18 protein-coding genes are annotated in these 19,844 nt (G+C 44.9%); 5 read left to right on the top strand and 13 right to left on the bottom strand.

Annotated features, from left to right (window positions below):
• Positions 1-218 precede the first annotated feature (218 nt).
• From ACI4J0_RS07855 to tsaB, 3 genes are read left to right on the top strand one after another with little or no spacing between them, the layout of a single operon-like run.
• Positions 219-1,265 carry a GNAT family N-acetyltransferase gene (locus ACI4J0_RS07855; RefSeq protein WP_439765256.1) on the top strand — a complete coding sequence of 349 codons (1,047 nt, stop codon included), beginning with the start codon at positions 219-221 and terminating at the stop codon, positions 1,263-1,265.
• An 11-nt stretch (positions 1,266-1,276) separates the two neighbouring features.
• Positions 1,277-1,741 carry a tRNA (adenosine(37)-N6)-threonylcarbamoyltransferase complex ATPase subunit type 1 TsaE gene (gene tsaE / locus ACI4J0_RS07850; protein WP_439765255.1) on the top strand — a complete coding sequence of 155 codons (465 nt, stop codon included), beginning with the start codon at positions 1,277-1,279 and terminating at the stop codon, positions 1,739-1,741.
• Positions 1,722-2,429 carry a tRNA (adenosine(37)-N6)-threonylcarbamoyltransferase complex dimerization subunit type 1 TsaB gene (gene tsaB / locus ACI4J0_RS07845; RefSeq protein WP_439765254.1) on the top strand — a complete coding sequence of 236 codons (708 nt, stop codon included), beginning with the start codon at positions 1,722-1,724 and terminating at the stop codon, positions 2,427-2,429. The genes tsaE and tsaB overlap by 20 nt, the downstream gene beginning before the upstream one ends.
• 475 nt (positions 2,430-2,904) lie before the next feature.
• On the opposite strand, the gene ACI4J0_RS07840 is transcribed toward tsaB, so the two are convergent.
• The 12 genes from ACI4J0_RS07840 to ACI4J0_RS07785 form a co-directional block, all read right to left on the bottom strand.
• Positions 2,905-3,666 (bottom strand): polysaccharide deacetylase family protein, encoded by a 762-nt coding sequence (locus tag ACI4J0_RS07840; protein ID WP_439765253.1) that lies wholly within the window; start codon positions 3,664-3,666, stop codon positions 2,905-2,907.
• Positions 3,667-3,931: 265 nt separating this feature from the next.
• Positions 3,932-4,162 (bottom strand): IreB family regulatory phosphoprotein, encoded by a 231-nt coding sequence (locus ACI4J0_RS07835; protein ID WP_432650023.1) that lies wholly within the window; start codon positions 4,160-4,162, stop codon positions 3,932-3,934.
• A 563-nt stretch (positions 4,163-4,725) separates the two neighbouring features.
• The gene (locus ACI4J0_RS07830) at positions 4,726-5,778 is read right to left on the bottom strand and encodes an FkbM family methyltransferase (RefSeq protein WP_439765252.1); all 1,053 of its coding nucleotides are present in this window, start codon (positions 5,776-5,778) and stop codon (positions 4,726-4,728) included.
• Positions 5,779-5,801: 23 nt separating this feature from the next.
• Entirely contained in the window at positions 5,802-6,494 is a 693-nt protein-coding gene (locus tag ACI4J0_RS07825) for an SDR family NAD(P)-dependent oxidoreductase (RefSeq protein ID WP_439765251.1), read from the bottom strand.
• Positions 6,491-7,399 carry a glycosyltransferase family 2 protein gene (locus ACI4J0_RS07820; protein ID WP_439765250.1) on the bottom strand — a complete coding sequence of 303 codons (909 nt, stop codon included), beginning with the start codon at positions 7,397-7,399 and terminating at the stop codon, positions 6,491-6,493. The genes ACI4J0_RS07825 and ACI4J0_RS07820 overlap by 4 nt, the downstream gene beginning before the upstream one ends.
• Positions 7,362-8,084, bottom strand: coding sequence for an NTP transferase domain-containing protein (locus ACI4J0_RS07815; RefSeq protein WP_439765249.1), 723 nt, complete (start codon positions 8,082-8,084; stop codon positions 7,362-7,364). Before ACI4J0_RS07815 ends, ACI4J0_RS07820 begins: the two co-directional genes overlap by 38 nt.
• 29 nt (positions 8,085-8,113) lie before the next feature.
• The gene (locus tag ACI4J0_RS07810; RefSeq protein ID WP_439765248.1) at positions 8,114-8,833 is read right to left on the bottom strand and encodes a hypothetical protein; all 720 of its coding nucleotides are present in this window, start codon (positions 8,831-8,833) and stop codon (positions 8,114-8,116) included.
• Positions 8,833-10,170: a radical SAM protein gene (locus ACI4J0_RS07805; RefSeq protein WP_439765247.1), complete on the bottom strand. Its 1,338-nt coding sequence runs from the start codon at positions 10,168-10,170 to the stop codon at positions 8,833-8,835. Before ACI4J0_RS07805 ends, ACI4J0_RS07810 begins: the two co-directional genes overlap by 1 nt.
• 22 nt (positions 10,171-10,192) lie before the next feature.
• Positions 10,193-11,509, bottom strand: coding sequence for a polysaccharide pyruvyl transferase family protein (locus ACI4J0_RS07800; RefSeq protein ID WP_439765246.1), 1,317 nt, complete (start codon positions 11,507-11,509; stop codon positions 10,193-10,195).
• Positions 11,506-12,792, bottom strand: coding sequence for a glycosyltransferase family 2 protein (locus ACI4J0_RS07795; protein ID WP_439765245.1), 1,287 nt, complete (start codon positions 12,790-12,792; stop codon positions 11,506-11,508). Before ACI4J0_RS07795 ends, ACI4J0_RS07800 begins: the two co-directional genes overlap by 4 nt.
• Positions 12,789-14,228, bottom strand: a complete 1,440-nt coding sequence (locus tag ACI4J0_RS07790; RefSeq protein WP_439765244.1) for a hypothetical protein — start codon at positions 14,226-14,228, stop codon at positions 12,789-12,791. Before ACI4J0_RS07790 ends, ACI4J0_RS07795 begins: the two co-directional genes overlap by 4 nt.
• A 15-nt stretch (positions 14,229-14,243) precedes the next feature.
• On the bottom strand, positions 14,244-15,605 hold the full coding sequence (locus ACI4J0_RS07785) for a zinc ribbon domain-containing protein (protein ID WP_439765243.1): 1,362 nt from the start codon (positions 15,603-15,605) through the stop codon (positions 14,244-14,246).
• Between the two features lie 482 nt (positions 15,606-16,087).
• Here ACI4J0_RS07785 and ACI4J0_RS07780 point away from each other — a divergent pair, with 482 nt between their 5' ends.
• Positions 16,088-17,188 carry a tyrosine-type recombinase/integrase gene (locus ACI4J0_RS07780; RefSeq protein WP_439765242.1) on the top strand — a complete coding sequence of 367 codons (1,101 nt, stop codon included), beginning with the start codon at positions 16,088-16,090 and terminating at the stop codon, positions 17,186-17,188.
• Positions 17,189-17,709: 521 nt separating this feature from the next.
• On the opposite strand, the gene ACI4J0_RS07775 is transcribed toward ACI4J0_RS07780, so the two are convergent.
• Entirely contained in the window at positions 17,710-18,303 is a 594-nt protein-coding gene (locus ACI4J0_RS07775) for a TetR/AcrR family transcriptional regulator (protein ID WP_439765241.1), read from the bottom strand.
• Positions 18,304-18,489: 186 nt separating this feature from the next.
• Here ACI4J0_RS07775 and ACI4J0_RS07770 point away from each other — a divergent pair, with 186 nt between their 5' ends.
• On the top strand, positions 18,490-19,833 hold the full coding sequence (locus ACI4J0_RS07770; protein WP_439765240.1) for an MATE family efflux transporter: 1,344 nt from the start codon (positions 18,490-18,492) through the stop codon (positions 19,831-19,833).
• Positions 19,834-19,844 lie beyond the last annotated feature (11 nt).

Below are 19,844 nucleotides of genomic sequence, written 5' to 3'. Positions count from 1 at the left end.
TTTTACATTGGTTTGTGCATATTATATAATTGTCATTTCTTTTTCGACAGACTGGGGCGTTCTCCTTTTCGGGGAACGCCTTTTATTTTTCGCACAAACATCAGCTTCATAAAAATCTTAAATAACTCCGACTGTTTACAAAATATAACTTGACCTTTCCTCTATAATGTGATAAAATAATGTTATGTATAAGCAATAAGCGGCGGGAGGGGAATTTTGTGAATATTGAATATGTCTCCGAGCTTAAAAAGCCCACAGATACAATAGATCTTTACAAAGCTCTCGAATGGTATAATCTCAGCGGCTACACCGATGAGGATATCGAAAAAGCAAACGCCAGCTTTTATTCCTGTTATGCCTATGACGGCGATACTCTTGTAGGACTGGGACGAGTAGCGTCAGACGGTCTCATAGCCGCCATAATGAGCGGAATATGCGTCCGCAACGATTACCGCAGGCACGGCATAGGTGCGAAGATAGTCCAAAATATCGTGGAATACTGTCAGTCGGGCATCTATAAGCTCAGCGTCCAGATATTCTGCGAGGACAGTCTTATCCCCTGGTATGAGGGAATGGGCTTTGAAAAAATGCCCGTGGGAATGAGAAAGCCCATGCCTCAGTGCGAGGAACGAAGCGCCTTGAAGAAAAACTTCGGAGACATCTACGGCATCGACCAGATAACCGAGCTGTCGGAGGATTTCTACTGGTATAATTTCGACGCATTCGGCGATTTCAGCTACTACAGCGGAATAGGCAGCGAAGGAGTAAAGGTCCCCTTTATCCGTATGATACTATACAGCAATTCTCCCGTAAAATTCAGCGCCGAACTTATCTTTGAAAATGTAAGCGAGTTTGAAATAGGCTGTCTCGGAGTGAGAACGCCTCTTTTCGGCTTTGATATAATCTGCACCGAAAAATACGGCTATGCGGAAAAGAAGCGGTATAAGATACGTTCCCTTGAGGACGATGATATCTGCTTTTTCTGCGAGAAATTCCGTATAATGAGCGTCACCCCCTCAATGAACACCGCCAGCATAGCCTGTCCCGAGAGGTCGGAGGAAAGCATCTCCCGTCTTATTTCGGGCGCAGACGAAGCGGAAGCGGAGTATGACGCCGCCCACAGCAGCGAAGCCCCCGCCGCAGCGGAGGATATACCCTCAGAGAGCAGCATAATAGGCAGCAATGACCTCAGCGAAAAGCTGAAAAGCCTGCTTTCCGCCGCATCTGACGTTGACGAGCTGCTTAAAAATATGGACAGCATATGAAAGGAGCAGCCGTGGCACCCTATTCGGAAACCGTATTCACAAACAGCCCCGAGGAGACCATAGAAGCAGGCAGGCGCCTGGGAAAGCGTCTCACAGGCGGCGAGGTCATAGCCTACAAAGGCGGACTGGGAGCAGGCAAGACCACCTTCACCCGAGGCATTGCCATGGGAATGGGACTCGAGGACAATGTATCCTCCCCCACCTTTGCCATAGTAAACGAATATCACGGGGACGGACTGTCCCTGTATCACTTTGATATGTACCGCATAAGCGGCGGAGAAGCCCTGGAGACAACAGGCTTTTTCGATTATATGTCCGAGGATTCGGTCATAGCCGCCGAGTGGTCGGAAAATATCGAGGAGGAGCTTGACGGAAATACCATAACCGTCACCCTTGAGCTTACAGAAAACGGCGGCAGGAAGATAACCCTGACCGACCCGACCGGAGGAAATAAATTTGCTGATACTTGGAATTGATACATCGGGAAAGACCGCTTCCTGCGCCCTCTGCACAGAGAATGCGGTGCTTGCCCAAAATACCTTTGTAACAAAGCTCACCCATTCTCAGGTGATAATGCCCATGTGCAAAAAAATGCTCTCCGACGCAGGAAAAAATCTTTCCGACGTGGAGGGCTTTGCTGCCATAAGCGGCCCCGGGTCATATACGGGACTGAGGATAGGCATAGCCGCAGTAAAGGGACTTTGCTTCGGGCTTGACAAAAAATGTGCCGGTGTATCGTCCCTGATGTCCCTTGCGTACAATTTCAAAGGCATATCCCCCCTTGACGGTATCATCTGCCCCGTAATGCACGCCCGTCAGGAGCTTGTGTATAACGCACTTTTCAAAGCGGACAAGGGAAATATCATAAGAGAGCGGGAGGACAGCATCACCCCCGTAAACCTGCTTGCGGACGAGCTTTCAAGCCGCACTCAGAATATCATCTTAACAGGAGACTACGCCGAGACCCTATATGATATGCTCAAAGATAAATGCAGCCATATCACACTTGCCTCTCCCCCGTTAAGAGCGCCCCTCGCCTCAAGCCTCTGCTATGCCGCAATGGATATGGGCTTTTCCTCTCCCGATGACTTAAATGCCGAATATCTGCAAATAACCAAAGCGGAAAAGGACCTAAACGAGGCAAAGCAGCCTCAAAAGCAATAAAAATTTTCAGCCTGCAAGCCATAGGCTTTGCAGGCTCAGCGTGTCGCCGAAGCCATCTCGTTAGTGAAATAGCAATAACCTCCCTCTTTTGTGGCTCGGCAACTTACGTATTAAAGCCGAATTATGCAGGTGAACTTTTTTGTTCGATGCAAAATTTCGACTTTTTCAACAGACTGCACCTGCAAGCCAAAGGCTTAGCAGGCTTTGTTTTTCACGCCATACCCCTCGGCGCGGAAGGATTTAACAATACCGGGCAAAATAACAGCGCGACCTCGCTGCGGGGCGCCCCCCGCCCTCGCCGCGGGTCGTCACCCGCCAAAAAAACAGCCCCGATTAGCGTCGGGGCTGTAAGCTTAGCCGAGCTGCAGCAGGGATAAGCCTAAACAAAATAAAACAAGGAAGATAACGAGATGTTCTGCCGTCTGCATCAGCAAAACAGGATATATCAAGATCCCGCAAGGGATCTGATGTCAAGTTAAACCTCAGGCAAACCGAACTCAAAGCCCGCCGCCCTGATGTTGTCAATAGCACGGGACAGGATATTGCAGTTTGTCTCGGAAACGCTGTGGAGAAGATAAATTGCACCATTGTGAGCCGCCGAGGAAACTCTTTCGAGAGCCTCGTTCTCGGGGGGCTGATCGTCCACGTTCCAGTCACAGTAAGCAAAGCTCCAGACCAGAGTGGTGTAGCCGCAGTCATGGACCGCAGCCAGCGCCTTTTCGGAATATTCGCCGCAGGGAGGGCGGAAATACTTCATTTCATACCCGTATTCCTGCTTCACATATTCGTGCAGGGACATTATCTCCTCTTTGATGCCCTCATCGGAGAGCTTGGGGAGCGAAGCGTGTGCCATACCGTGATTGCCTATGATATGACCCTCGCTTATCATTCTTTTCACAAGCTCGGGATTGCGCTTAGCGTAGTCTCCCGTAAGGAAGAAGACCGCCTTAACGTTTTTCTCCTTGAGTGTGTCAAGAATAGGCGCCGTAAAGCCGTTTTCATAGCCCTGGTCAAAGGTGAGGACTATCTTCTCCCCGTCCGTGACCGCATAAGCGCCGTATTTATAAAACTGCTCGTTGAACATCAGAGCGCCCACAGGGCAGTTTTCATCATTGACCTCTCTGCCCTGACCGTAGCCGCAAAGGGTGTCGTCAAGAGCAAAGGAAACAGAGCCGAAGCCCGATGAAAAAATCATAGCAAGGCTCATGAAGAGAGCCGCCGTTTTCTTACCCGCCAAAGGTGTAAGCCTCCTTTTCAGAAATATATCTATATCATCGCAGAGCATATTCTGCGTATGATAATAGCATACCCCTTTTCGGGAGAGCTACACGGAGCTGATTTTTCATCTCTAACAATATTATACCGATTTTTTCGGAAAATACCACTACAAAACGGTTACAATATTATGTCAATACAACTTTTCAGCTGTTTTTCACAAGCCTTTCACAAAAAGCAAAAGGTGCGTGATATATACATACCCCGCACCGAAGACCTCAACGCCGTCAAGCCCCGAGATAGGACTTAACAAGCACCTGAAGCAGCTCGTCTCTGTCGATGTGACGAACAAGGCTTCGTGCATTGTTGTATGTAGTTATATAAGTAGGATCCTCGGACAGGATATAGCCAACGATCTGATTTATGGGATTATAGCCCTTTTCCCTTAAAGCGTCGTAAATGAGCGTAAGGTTCTTTTTAAGCTCGGCTTCCTTGTCCTCATAGACAGAAAATGTCATTGTCTGCTCATTATTCACAGGCTCGCACCCCTTTCATCAAAACTGAACATCGGATTTTATCCTATAGTATATTATAACCTATATTTTCTGAAAATACAAGTGTTTTTTTCATTTTTAATGAAAAAATAATCTTAGAAATTTTGGATATATTTTCACCCTGCCCTATACCATCATATTCGCAAAAGCAAAGAGATATTACCAAACAGCCGTATCTCCGCCCGCTCCGTCCGCAGATATTATCTCACTTATGTCCGTCCAAAATACATTACAGCTCCACAGCCCTCAAAAAACCCCCGCGGAAACCTTTTCCCCGCCCCGAAAAACGTTTCCTTTTCACCGCCGCCCTTACATTATAGCACAAATATTCCGATTTGTCAATACTTTTTGGAACAAAATTTCCGATAAACATCATTTTTGTATACACGCACAAATCCGACATTCGTTTTTCATCACGACCAACAAAAAAGCTCCCCCGACGGACATAACCGACAAGGGAGCGCCTTTCATATATGTGTTCGACATTATATTATTCCGGCTTTGAGCAGGATCAGACTCAATATTTGTCATTCTATAGTTGCATATAAAATTGTACTGCAAGCTTTTGCACTATAATGACGAATGTACAATTTATACTCAGGGACTAATTCGTGTATATACAGCGGAAGTTCCCATATATCATCCGGTTTATGATAAATACAGATCGCAAGCTTAGGCTTATTGGATACAATAGTATTCCTTGCACCATGAAGCGCATTAAGTTCTGACCCTTCGATATCCATTTTAATAAACGTGACCTTTGCTCCGTTAACAATAGCATCCAGCGTATCAAGTTTAATAGTTTGTTCGCCATTGGAGTCAATATGAGGACAACCATTGCCGCCAAAAGTTGCTGTATCTTTTTTATCCCATAATCCACAGTCATAAAGTTCAATATCAGATATAGCTTTATCACGAATTACTTGTTTGCACATCATATACGAATTACTGTCAGGTTCAAATGCATATATCTTTTCATAAGACGGACAACGTTTTATAAAATCCAGAGAATTCGCGCAATTACAACATCCTGCATCAACAAATACTTCATTCTCCGAAAATTTCAGCACCTCATCAAAATACTCATCACTAAATGTGGTAATGAGTTTATTGTAATCAAAAACAATTCGATCATCGGCAACGCCGTTTTGTCTTAGCTCCGATACAATTTCATCTTTAACATAGTTTGGAGTAATAATGATCACTGCATTGGGGAACATTTCGTTTATCTGTTTAATACTGAGAACTTTTTTGCCAAAGAATTGAGACACTTCATTATTTCTTCTATCACAATATGCCGTAATTTCTTTGTTAGGAAAATATGCTTTGAAAAAAGCAGTGAACAAATAGGAACAATAGCCTATCCCGTAAACAATTACCGGATCATCCCCTATTTTTATCTTTAGATCAGACACATCCAGATCTGCTAATTTCAGCATACGGCTGAAACAGTTCATACCTTCCTCTGTATATTCGGAACCAATTTGCGTTGCTGACATAAATCCTAATCTGTTAATAAAGATCTGTCTTGATAGATCATCACTCAACAGGCTGTATGCTTTCTTTAATTCCTTTAACATTTATAATTCTCCTTTAAAAATATTTATTCCATATCATACCCGCCGTCAACATTTACCACTGCCCCGTTCATATATGTGTTCGACATTATCTTAATGCACATATCGGCAATTTCATCGGGACCTGCAAACCGCTTCAGAGCGATCTTGGATGATATTTTCTCCTTGAGCCATTCGGGCTTCTGCAGCTGCCAGTCAGTATCAACAAAGCCCGGGCAGATGCAGTTAACGCGTATCCCGGGCATCTCCTTGACCAGATTTTGCGCAAGCGAGATAACAGCCGCCTTTGATACTCCATAGGGCAGCGAAGAAGAATGGGGCTTTACACCCATTGCGGAGCCGATAAACAATACATTCCCGCCCCTGCAAATGTTCGGCATAAGCCTCTGCACAAGGAGAAAGGGCATATTGACATTTGTGTCCATGACCTTCTGCCAATCGTCATATGAAATGTCAGCCATACTCTTCCTGCAGGTAGCCCCCGCATTAAGTACCAGCGACTCAATGCAGTCCGTCCTGCTCAGAACGGCTTCGGCAAGCGTATCCACACCTTGGGGAACAGATACATCAGCCTTGACAAACATATAGCTCTCCCCCGGAAGCTCGGCGGAAAGCTCCTTCCTTCCGTTGAGGAACACAAAATACCCCTCGGAAATAAGCGCCTTTGCCACAGCATAGCCTATCCCGCTTGTTGACCCTGTTACCACCGCGTATTTCATATTTTTTCACCCAGAAAATACTTGAATATATCTCTGTCCTTCCAGCTTTGAGCAAGGTTTGAGATCGTCTCGTCATCGGGAATACCGGCAAGCCGCGAATAGAAAAATACATTCTTCATTCTTGTATAGGCATGAATGGGAAGAACGCACTTGAACCTGTCAAAGTGATTATCATTGTAATAATCCGCCAGCTCCTGGAAGGTGTCGGCATACAGCTCGGCAATGTTCTTTTTTACAGCCACTGTATGTATTCCCGAGCCTGCCCGCTGAACATAATTGTACAGCCCCTCATTTACAAGAACACATTTACCTATAAACGGCAGCAGCTTAAAATTGAACAATGTATCTGCGCTGTGCACATACTTTTCAAATCTTATCCCCGACCTTCCGATAACGTCGGTCCTGTACAGGCGGGACCATACATAATTATTCGGATGTGCAGCTGCACAGACCCTTACCCAGTACGAAAGAACATCCTCCCGAATATCAAACACCCTGCCTGACATAGTTGAGTATGCGGCCTTGACCGTACCGTCATCATAGACCTGATTATAGTTAGCCGCCGCCATATCAGAGCCTGTTTCACACAAAGCCTCATACAGCTTGGAATACATCTGCGGGTCAATATAGTCATCGGAATCAACAAAGCCGATAAACTCACCGTCAGCAGCTTCAATGCCCGTGTTTCTTGCGGCAGCCTCGCCGCCGTTGGGCTGCTCGATATACTTTACTCTCCCGTCGCTCAGATACCTGCGGATAACCTCACCGGTATTATCCGTGCTGCCATCGTTGACAGCGATTATCTCAAGCTCGGTATATGACTGGTTTAAAATGCTCTCAAGACATCTTCCAACAAATGCCTCACAATTATAGCACGGGACCACAACAGATATTTTTGGCTTCATAATTTTCCTCCACATACTTCAGGATCCTTTCGTAGTCTTCGATATAATCTATCTCAGCCCAGAATTTCCCGTTAATATCGTGCGCCCATATCGGTCTTTCGTCGGTCATACTGTAAAAGATCTGTTCCCACCAGTCATGACATTTCTGCTTGTCGATAAGCAGCTCCAGTCTTTTTTTGCATTCGGCTATCATATTGCCGCGGATTATAGCTATCCCCACATATTCGGCAGTAGCGCGCTCACTGCTCATACCCTTTCCGTAATCAACTATCATTTCATCGACGACCTTGAAAAGATAATCCCCCTGTTCGACTCTGCTTGAATCGCAGAGCATCACGCAATCCCGCTTATCCTCAAGAAGAACGTCCAGCAGGTCGTCCTCCCAGAATACATCGGCATTGCCCAGAATGATACAGTCGCCCGACAATTCCTCTTTTGCAAACCATAAAGAGGCAAGGCTGTTTGTAACAGAAAAGAAAGCGTTGTAATGAAAATGTACAGGGTAGTCTTTCAGGCATTCTATTATCTGTTCCTTGTTAAAGCCTACAATGATATGCACCTCAATATTTCTGTTGAGAAGCATCTCCACAGTATGCTCGATAAGGGAGATCCCTCCTATGTCAAGAGTGCATTTGCATTTGCTTTCTATCTCTCGGCTTATCCTTGAGCCTCTTCCGGCAGCCATAAGTATAGCTTTTATTTCGATCCCTTCCTTCAAAAAGTAAAATCAATGTTACTGTGCTTATTGACCAGTCTGCAGACCGCATCAATACTATCCGAGTATTCGCTCACAAATTTTTCGTGGGTAAAAACAGCAATTATAGCATCATCGGAACTTTTAGAAATAAGCTCATTGAGTTCCTGCAGCAACTGATTTTTTTCATGCAGTTCTATTCTCAGACTAGTTTTTACAAAGCTTATCCCATTGATTTTGACAGGTACTGTGCCTATTCTTTTTTCCTCATTTTCAGTGAACATATATGATGGCGGAAAATCATTGATCTTCCTGCTTTCATCTTCCCTGCACAGTATGGCAGAAACGCCATATCTTCTCAATATACCGATCATCGAAGGATCCGCCTCATATCTGTGAAGACGTATCGTATCCGCTCTCAGCGCTTCAGGAAAGCACGAATAGAAGCCGATACATTGTCTTTCAAAAAAATCGTTTTTTTCGCGCCGGAATACACCATGAAAACCAAAACGAATAAATTTGCAATCAGCAAACTCTGCCCAATACTGCTTTGGGATACAATTAACATGAAAGCTCTCGGCGTAATTTTCAAAAGCATAGATCGTAAAGACCGCACCATATTTTTCGTTCAGATCCCTTAATAAGCACCAGAACGGAATATCAAAAACCGAATTCGGAGCCTGACTGCACAGATCCATCAGCGAACAGATCACATCATCAACAGAAAGATGGAGTTTCATTATCTGCTCCTTGAAAGCACATCAACGATACTGATTATCTCCGCGTCTGACTCCCTGCCCAGCTCAGGCTTTATCTGTGCAAAATCGGAGAAGTTTGTAACGATCGTCATCTTCTCCTTATCGCCTGCCGCAAACTTTTTCATATCAAGGTTAGCATTTATCCACTCTGCAGCATTATTATCTCCGTAAATGCTTATGTCTTTTTCCTCCGCTAACCTGTTAAAGCAGTCGGTAATGAGCGTCCTGAACGCTTCATCGGGCTCCATATTGTTCTGAAGGCGCATCACGCCGTCAGCATAAAGCTTTTCTTCTTCCGTATACGGAGTGTTGTTCTCACATACTCTGTGGCTGTAAATATCCTTGTAAGCAGGCTTTATCCACTCGGTGCCGTCGGGAAGCACCCTGTTGCGCAGCTCGATATAATAAGGGGAGCTGATCTCGGGGATAACACCGCAGAGGCAGTCAAATACATGGCTGTTAAAGCAGTGAGGGAATGAGCAGAAATGACCTCTGGGAATAAAGTGGATAGGCTCATCAACATTATCAAAAATAAACTGCACCGTATCGGAATTTCGGTAGCACTGTTTGAGCCGTCCGTTACCGAGACCCAGATTAAATGACCAGACGCCGCCGTAGCAGAAATCCTTGTCGCGCTTCTGTCCCCATGTAGCCTGACGATAGTCAAACAATGCAGAATCAAACTGGCTCCATACCTTGAGATGCTCCTCCATAGGCATTTCGGTAAGGTGTCTGATATCGTGGGTCGTATTGGCTCTGGGGTCGGTAAGATGACAGAGCACGCCCAGATTTTCCATACAAACCTTTTTTATATCCTCGATGTAAGGAACATTTCCGTCAGAAGCCACAAGCTCAACAGTAAGCGAAAGACCTGCATTATGCGCCTTATGTACGTTATCAAAATATCTTTCCAGCATATTCTTTTTAAGCAGCTCGGTATAATGGAAAGAAAACTTTATGAAAACGTGGGAACGGAGCTCCTCATCAAGACTGCACAGATGATCGATAGCAGTGGTAACGGTTCCGTTTGAAACTATCGAAACAAAGTGACCCTGCTTTAAAAGCAGATCGATAAAGTCCATTATCTGAGGGTGAAGGAAGGTCTCTCCGTTGCCGCAGAGATTGAAGGCACATATTCCGCCAAGGCGTTCGGGTCTCACCGCAGCAGCCATCTGCTCCACCGGGAACTTGAAGGGAGTATACTTATCAGGGCCCTTTCCCTGCACTAATTTCCACTGACCGACAGTACAGTAATCGCACTCGAAATTGCAAAGATTAACAGGCACCTGGCAGTCAAAAAATCTCTTTATTTTATACATAGCGATCTCTCCTATAAGCAATTCAGTTATTTAAATAAGCCGTAAGCTTATCAAATTCTTTTCTGTATATCCCGGGGTCAAATCCCCGATACTCACGGCTTGTCTTTTCCTCGATAAGCTCAGCCAATGCAGCTTCATCAAGCGGTTCTGACATGGTTATGTGTTCGCAGTCCCCAAGCCAGGTCTTATACAGATCGGAAACCTTATGATAGCTGTTATCGAAGGCAATGCACGGAGTATTTGTAACGGCAGATAATATCATACCGTGAAGCCTGTCTGTGATGACAAGCTCACAGGAGGAATAGACGTCAAGAAGCTCATCGATAAGCTTATGTCTGCCGCAGGGGTCGGCAGCAGGGTGATGAGTGATGAGCCTCAGCTCCATGCCAAGCTTCTTTGCGGCAAGCTGAGCCTTAACGCGGTAGTCTCCCCGTATCAGCTTTTCCTTGTCATCTCTCAGCAGCAAGCCTATCCCCCTGCGCTCCGATCTCCTGTTATGCTCTAAAGTGAGCACCATATCGGGCAGCAGCATAGAGCCGCACTTATACGACCTGTTCACAAAGTCAAAGCTCCGTCGGTCTCTTGAACATATGAGAAGGTCTTTATGACCGTTGTATACCTCCTGTGACCGTGCAAAATATGCCGCCTCTTCTTCGGAGCCGCCGTAATAGACCGACTGAGGGAAAATAACTATCCTGTTATCGGGGAAGGTCCTCACGATATTTCTGATATTTTCCTCACACATTCTCCATAAGGAGCCCATATTCCCGCCGCCCTGAACAAATATCACATCATACGGCTTGACAAAGCTTTTTAATCTTCTTAACCCGTCGATATGACAGACATTCGAGCCCAGCTCGGAAAATTCTCCGAAATTCTCTTTCAGGTATCGGCTTTCGGCAACAGTAATGGCATGATCTCCCAGATTCATATAATCGGGAGTATTTAAGAGGAAATACTTTTTATCGTCGTCAACAGCACGTTCTTCAAGCTGTGAAAAGCTGATATCGGCTGAGATAACGGTCCAGGGATACCACGTTATCCCCTTTTCGTCAAGCATTTTACCCACAGTGATATAGTCTGCAATAGTAACGAGAACGATGGTATCCGAGCCGATATCATCAAGCACATCTGCCGATCTTATCTCATAGCTTCTTCCGCCCGATACCAACAGGGTACCTGCCTTTCTCGTATCCCTGTCAACAAAAAACAGCACCTTATCAAGATAAGGACGAAAGCTCTCCTTCATCAGCATCAGAACTGCATTGACCCCTGCGCCATAACAAACAATGCTTTTTCCCTTTGCATCCTTTTCAAAGGCTTCCCAACCAGAGCTCACATTACCACCTCTCTTGCAGCCCAGCCCCGAAGGGACTCGCGGATATCACGGTAATCAAAGTATCGTTCCGCAGATCCGCAGTCTCTGCCGATAATGTCTTTGTATATCCGTGAATTTTCAATAAGGCATACTTTTACTGCCGAGCTCCATTGAGCCGCATCGTAGTCGGAATGATATATTATCCTGACAGGTTCGCCGTAAGCCGCAGTCAGAGCGGTCATCAGTTTTTTTCCGGGCTTGTCATATAAAACCACAAAGCCGCTTTTAAAAAGCTCCTTATACTCGTCATACCGCAGCTCCGCGCTGCCCGTATCCGCTCCCAGAAGCTTATCGAATACAACTCTGACGTAAAGATCGGGCTCATTTATCCTTGCAGCAAATTCCCCGCCCGTCAGGTCATACGAAGCCGCATATAATTCCTCCAGCTCCCTGTCCGCCTGCTCATCATATGACTTCTGAGCATATTTTTTATATTTCATCAGGTGATAATAAATTTTCAGCGCTCTCTTCGATACAGCGAGAAGCTCCTCGTCATCACATTCCAGACTGTCTGTCATAATAAGATTTAACTGTTCCAGCGCGTCAAAATGTTCGATAACAGACTCTATATCCTTATTCTGCCATGATGACATGGCATTCTTTCTTATGTGATACCTGTAAAGCACCTTATGGCACCTTGCATAATCCGAATGATAGCTGAGAGGGATAAGCAGGGACCATTCCTGAGTGAGGCGGGAATCATATATCCGACTGCCGATGCACCGTTCAAAATATTCCCGCTCAACTATCATATTCCAGGCATTATGGGGAATGAATTTTGAAACAAAATCAAAATAATCGTTTTTATAAACGCTCTTTGAGGGGAGGTGAACATCATATTCCCGCCCTTCCTCTTCAAGGACTATGGTATAGTCGCATCTCACCCATTTTTTAGAAGGCTCCTTCTCAAGGGTCTTCATCATAGACGATATGTAATCCGAAGCGATCTCATCATCAGCGTCAGGGAAACACAAATAGCTGCCCTCGGCTCTCCCGATACCCGAATTTATTGCAGCGCACAGTCCGCCGTTTACGGGTCTGTCAACAAGGATAAGGTCAGCATTTTTTTCTCTGAACCTTTCCGCAAACCCGGTTATTATCCCTGCGGACCCGTCTGTGGAGCAGTCGTTGACCGCCAGGACTTCATAATCGGGATAATCCTGCTCCAGCAGGCATCTGAGCGTTTCGGGCAGATATTTTTCAGCATTGTATACAGGAATGATAACGGATACTTTCTTTGTCACTTTGTTACCTCGCCTTTAATGTAATTGTGGATATGTATGCCCGCAGTGCCATCATAATTCTCGTTTCGTTTCAATACATCAAGAGTGCTGTTGTCTCTGAAATGTTCGAGCCTGTCCCGGTCGAATGATGATATCTCACCACCCCGGTCAATATGCGCAGATATGATGGGCTTGCCCGTGGCGCAGTATATTATTCCTACGCTGCTTTTGTAATCGCCGTAATACATATCGCTAAGTATGACCGCCCTCTGAAGCTCGGGCGTGTCGTCATATATGCCTGTCTTTTCCTGCCTGTACACAGATACGATATTTCTGTATTCGTCCAGAAACTGAGGGCGCATACTTTCTATAGTCGAGCAAAGCAGAGGATGAGGCCTCCACCAGAGAGCATATTCAAGGCTGTCTTTGAAATATTCGATGGTCTTCCGAAGCTTTTCCATAAACAGCCCGGTATCGGCAAGCGCAGTGGTAATAGAGGTGTTGTACATCACTATCTTTCTGCCGCCTATAATGCTTTTCCACTCATCGGGGATAATATAGTCATTCTTGTCGGCATTCACTATCGCGTCAAATTTCGGCGAACCGAGAGCAACAAATCTGCGCTGAAGCTCAGAGCGGTCGGTATCGGTGAGCCTGCTGTATAATCCGATATATTTTTCTCTCAAAGGCTTTGACTGAAGAATGACGCGGTCCGCATGGAGACAGGCAGAATTATTGAACATTGACTCAGCAACATTTTCATGCGCAACAACGTAGTATGGGATATACACAAGCATATCCGTATATTTTTTTAATTCATAGGAATAAAAGCGGGGGTCAACAGATGTCACATTATTATACTGATCGTAGGGGGAATGGATATAGATGATATCGGGCTTCATCAGCTCGAATTTATAAGCCTCGTAATGTACCACAGGCACATACGACGGAAACTCCCCGCCTTCATAACGGAACTGTCCGAAGGAACCGTCGGGCTCCCGGTCATAGTAAGGAACGGGCACAACATAAGCGTCGCATTCGGGGTCTGTGACCGCTTCCTTCCATACGCTTTCCATGGAATCCCACATACTCGCCTTGTAGGGGAGAAAAACAATTTCAAGCTTTACCTTTATATCGTTCTTAACACTGTTTTCAGCTTTTATCAGCATCTTATCGAGCAGCTTCTGTGCCTTGCTGCCGCTGTATCCCCCGGAAATATTTTCCGAGACCTCATAAACCGCCTCACAGTATTCCTCAAGATATCCGACGGTTATAAAGCCCTCTCCCTCCGAGCTTTCAACAGCCGTTCCTATCTGAACAGCCGCATTCTGACAGTCACCGAGAACTATCTGTGCACTCTCATGATCTTTTTTATCTATGAGCTTCTTTACCTGACTGTGGGCTTCATAAATTGTCTGAAAGATCTCAAGAATATTATTTTTCACAAACTTTCTCATAATGACTGCTCCCGTTTATGTGTTATTAAGATATTTCTTTTCTATATTTTTAGCTGAGTTAAGGGCGGACGGCATATGTGCTCCGCATTTTTCACATCTGAAATCCAGCTGTTTTCTTATGCCTACGGCTCCGCAGCATGAGCAGATATTTCCCGTATCCTTAGAGTTTATCTTTATAAGCTCTATGCCCTTTTCACAGCATTTCTGTTCTATCCGTCTGCGGATATACCCGGCAAAGCTGCGGCTGAGCATCATTTTTGCAGACCTCGAAAGCTTTGTCATCCTGCCAAATCTCACAGGGGCTGTAATGACGACTCTGCAGGGCTTTTCCTTTTCAAACATTTTATTAAGCTCGGTGTTGATAAACTTTACGGTCTCGGCATACTTTTTTTCTTTCTGGGAATTATACTTTATCTTTCCGAGATTATTGTTCTCTATCCTCCCTGCCTTTTCGGCATCGCCCGAGTCAAGGCTTTTTAAATATGCCTTATAGACCTTGCCGCGCTCATTGTTTTTGACCGCAAGCCGTTCGGTCTCGGGGAGAACAAGTTTTTGCAGCTCCGCTCCGTATACATTTCCGTTAGAGAGCGTGACCATATCCTTATATCCGATATGAACATAGATAACATTTTTATTATCGGGACAGCCGATCACCTTTTTTTCTGTGGGAACGGCAATTTTGATATAGTCGTCCATGATGACAATGTTAAGCTGCCTTTTATAAGGAGTAGGATCCTTTAACGGAATAAAGACCCGTTTCCTCTCAACTCTGCTGACCAGACGTATCCCGCCGTTTCTGTAAGAATAACCGCCGGGAGTAACTCTGAACGTATCAGCGCTGTCAGATCGGGGTGTTGCTTTATATTTTCTTGTCCAGCGTTTTATCCTGTTGTTCAGCGGCTTAACATCGATGCAAAGCCCCTTTGCCTTTTCGGGCATTTCATAGGGCCGATCATTAAGTATGGCAGAATAAACGCTGTTTATCTTCAGTACAATACGAATGTAGCTTTTATCATCAGCTGTAAGCTGCTCATTCCGGTTTGCAAGCGACATTATCTTGTTTTTCAGATTTTGCCACATTGCCTTGATATCCCATATGGCTTCAAACAGCGCCATCTCGAAATACACTGCGGGGAGACCGAGCTGCTGACGCATTCCGCCCGCTCTCATTTCGTTTAGTATCTCATATCCGGGAACAAGCTTGTCTATGCTTTTTATTCCCGAATAGCGGTCATAAGCATAGTTCTTGACCTTGTTATAGTCACAGGCGATACCGCGCAGAAGATCCATAGTTTCTCCGTCTAATTTCTCGCTGTACTGCCATATGGTCTTGGTTATTGTTTCTTCTTTCAGACAACCAGCTCCATAAATTATCATAAGGATTAACATCGGCAGCGTTTTAACTGCCTGCTGCACAGCAGCTTCGCTCCGCACAAGGCGGTCCTGGCATTCATGTAAGCTTACGCCTCAAAACACCGTTTTTGCTATGGGGTATGTTTAAAAACTCCGCCGGTCACGATCCGATGCGTCGGTGAAACAGCCCGTGAGCCGTTTATTCTTAACCTTAGGAGAGATCAACCGAGGTTTTCGCAAAATATGTAATTTTGCGATAGAGCAGAAATGGTTAATATTTACAAATACGCTTTTAATGCAGCATATAAATATGTACAATTTATATTATAGCATACAAAAAAGTAATTTGTCAATATATATATCGGCGTGACCTTTCAAAAATTTAGGCTGTGCTGCTTGTGATTACTTCTAAATTATGCCGATATATATTGTGCATGATAACATGACATTGATGACTGTGAAATTATAAGCCGTCAGAATTATGGTACAAAACGGAGGTAAAAGCCATGCCCAGAAGAGGAGAAAACATATATCACAGAAAGGACGGACGCTGGGAAGGGCGCTGCAAATGCGGCGTTAACGAAAAAGGCAATACAAAATATCTGTCCGTATACGGTCACAGCTACAGCGAAGTAAAAAGAAAGCTTGCGGAGAAAAAGGCGAGCTCTGCGGAAAATGTGCTTTCATGCAGGCTCACCTTCGGCGAAATATCCGTAAAGTGGCTTGAAGCCAAAAGAAATATCGTTAAGGACTCGTCCCTCAGCACATATGATATCAAGCTGAAAAAGCATATTCTGCCCGTATTCGGCAGTGTGAGATATGATAAAATCTCCTCTGCCGATATTGAAGGATTTATCGGAAAGCTGACGGCTGAAAAATTTTCGCACAGTTATGTTTCCGATATATTTTTTGTTGTTCGTTCAATATGCTTGTATGCTCATAATATATTCGGTGTAAAAAATATCTGCGAAAAGGTCGATGCGCCGAAAAGAGAAGGTCAGAAAGCGCGCAGAATATTAAACAATGCAGAAACATTAAAACTTATGCGCAGTCTTTATCATCAGAATGATACGACCTCTGCGGGCATACTTCTCGCGCTTTCAACGGGAATAAGAATAGGCGAGCTGTGTGCATTGACATGGGAAAACATTGACCTTGAAGAAAAATATATCACCGTCAGCCAAACCGTACAGCGCACATATGACAGGCAGAACAGAAGGTCGCAGCTTCAGATAAGCACACCAAAAAGCAGCTCATCGGAAAGAATTATCCCGCTGCCCGATTTCATTATTCCCGTTTTGTCAAAGCACAGAAGCGATAACAGCTCATATTTTTTATCGGGCAGTTCACGAATGACCGAACCGCGGACTATGCAGTACCGATTTAAAAGTATTCTGAAAAAATCAGGGCTGCCTGCGGTCAATTTCCATTCGCTCCGTCATTTGTTTGCAACAAGGTGTATTGCCGCAGGAGCGGATATAAAAACCCTTTCCGAGCTTCTCGGTCACAGCTCCGTCAACATCACGCTGAATTTATATGTTCATTCTTCCATGGAAAGAAAGATCGAATGTGTGGAACAGTTTGCAAGAAAATTAACTATCGCATAAAATTTTAATACTAATCTTTAATCGTTCTGTAGACAAAGGCGGCAGATAGAACGCTGCCAATCTAGGAAAGCGACCGCAGGCGGGCTGTCGCCCGGCAAGGGAGCTTGACGACGAGTGGCTGCGTTATAGCTGTCGGATTTGTCTATAGGTTGGTTAAAGATTAGTATAAGCCGTCGGAGATCTTGTCGGCAGGTATGAGCAAGGTATTGTAACACCGTCATTTCCAATGAGGTTTTCGCAAAATTACATATTTTGCGATAGAGTATTTTTTATATTATTTGCAGGATACCCCGTAATAAACACTCCCAAACAAATTTGCCTTCGAAAAAAGATCCGGTAATTTTTTTCGAAGCAATTTTCTGCGGTATCATGCTTGTGTACTTTGGGGTAAATGCCCTGCTTACGGCAAAGCTTTCAACAGAGGTGCTGAAAAACAGGGGATAGTTCAAATAAATGAGCCGCATATAACGAAGCGTTATATGCGGCTCAATAAACAGTGTCGGTAATGCGGCTCTTATATCTCAAGCCGCATACTCATCTGCAAAATACCGAAAATATTCTTTAATGCGCTCCATTGCTTCATCCTCCCGCTCAGGCTCCCTGTCGCACATCTGGATAAGCAGCGATACGGGCGCCGCAAAGGACATGGAAAGCTGCTCGGGGTCGGTCCTTCTCATAATGCCTTTATCCATCATCTCCCGAAAGATACGATGATATATCTCCTGCACGCTGTCTATGTTGTATTTTGTGGTAAGAATGGCGATGCGGTGACTGCGGAACTGCTCCATGGTGAGCATTCTCCTGACCTTCTTTATCGTAGGGTCGTGAAGGGTAAATTCTATCCTTTTTAATGACATGGCTATCAGCTCGTCCATTGAGGACGGCGTTTTTCCCGGGTTGTTCACCGAGCCGAAATTGGCTTCGTAATAGCTCTCGACCTTTTCGATGAGAGAGTCAAGTATATCCTCCTTGCCCTTAAAATGCTTATAAAGGGACGGTCCCTTTATTCCCGCATTTTCTGCAATAAGGTCAACTCCCACACCGTCATAGCCCTTTTCGGAAAAAAGAGCAAGCGCCGAATCAAGTATCCTGTCTTTAGTTGGTGTTTTATCCATAATACATTTCTCCCCAAGCAAGCTAACGCACGTTTTCTTTAATTATAATTTATTATTACCGCTTTGTCAAGAGGTAAAATTCCCGGTAATATTTTTCTTGACAAGAGAGAAGGGGTGTGATATAATGGTTGAGAAAACGAACGTTAGCTATTTGAAAAATGAAGACATACAGAGGAAATATCAGTTATGAAAAGGAAATATTTGCAAAAGCTTATGATAATTGCAGTGCCCATAATGCTCAGCAATATCATATCACAGGTACAGATGATAATCGACAGGATCTTTCTGGGGCAGCTGAACACGCTGTATATGAGCGCCCTGGGAAATGTTACTGCGCCCATGTGGACAACAATGTCCTTCTGCTTTACCATAGTAATGGGTGCGTCCATACTCATAAGTCAGAGCGTCGGAGCGGGAGATGACAAAAATGTGGAAAGCTATGCGGCTTCCATGGTAAAGTGGAACAACATTCTTCCCATACTGCTTTTCTTATTCTGGCTGTTCTGCGGAGAGTATGTACTTTATGCAATGGGCGTTTCGGAGGACATTATGCCCATGTGTCTGGGATATATGAAGTTTTTCGCCCCCACATTTCTTATTGTGGGAATAGAAAGCTCCTTCTCGGTCATAATGCAGACCTCAAACTACACAAAGCCCCTTGTTTTCTACGGGATAATAAGAGCAGGGCTCAATATTCTGCTTGACTGGGTGCTTATTTTCGGCAGATTTGGTTTTCCCCCGCTGGGCATCGAGGGCGCGGCAATTGCCACCACAATTGCGGAATACGGCGGCTGTCTGTTTGCATTTATCGTGATAACAAATAAGCCGCTTAAAACAAAGCCATCGCCAAAAAGCATACTTACCGCTCCCGCAAAGCCCTTCATCTCATCGGTGGGACTGGGAATAAACGCGGGACTTGAGGACTTTGCATGGAATATGGGAAATCTCATTATCATAAGGATACTTAATTCCATTGATGTAAAAGCTGCGGGAATATATTCCATTGTTTTCAGCGTTGAGGTGCTGGCAGTGGTCGTTATCGGAGCCATCGGCAGCGGAACAATGACCCTTTCGGGCGAAGCAAAGGGCAGCGGCGATATAAGACAGTTTTCGGGCGTGTGCAAAATTGCATATATTTTATGTGCGGGAGTGGCAGTTCTTGTGCTTTTGATATGTCTTATTTTCCCCGAAAATATCCTCTCGCTCTTTACAAAGGACGAGGAGATAATCACAGGCTGCGGAATTTATCTTATGCTTGTGTGCCTCAATCTTTTCGGAAAATCGGGAAATATCATTATCGGCAGCGGCATCAGAGGCAGCGGAAATACCCGCTGGATGTTCTTTACACAGATATTCGGCACATTTTTTATTGTAGGCTGCGCGTGCCTGTTCGTGTATGGGCTGGGCTTTGGAATGACAGGAGTATTTCTTGCGGTAATGGCAGATGAAGCTGTCCGCGCTGTGATAAATCTTTTCAAGCTCAGAAAAATATTGCAGGATTGGAACAAAACAGGAGCAGCCGCAGGCTGATATCCATAGAA

The sequence above is a fragment of the Huintestinicola sp. genome (genome assembly GCF_051882455.1).
Classification (GTDB): Bacteria; Bacillota; Clostridia; order Oscillospirales; family Ruminococcaceae; genus Huintestinicola.
Note: the sequence above shows the minus strand (reverse complement) of the source record. Positions and strands in the feature narration are given on the sequence as shown.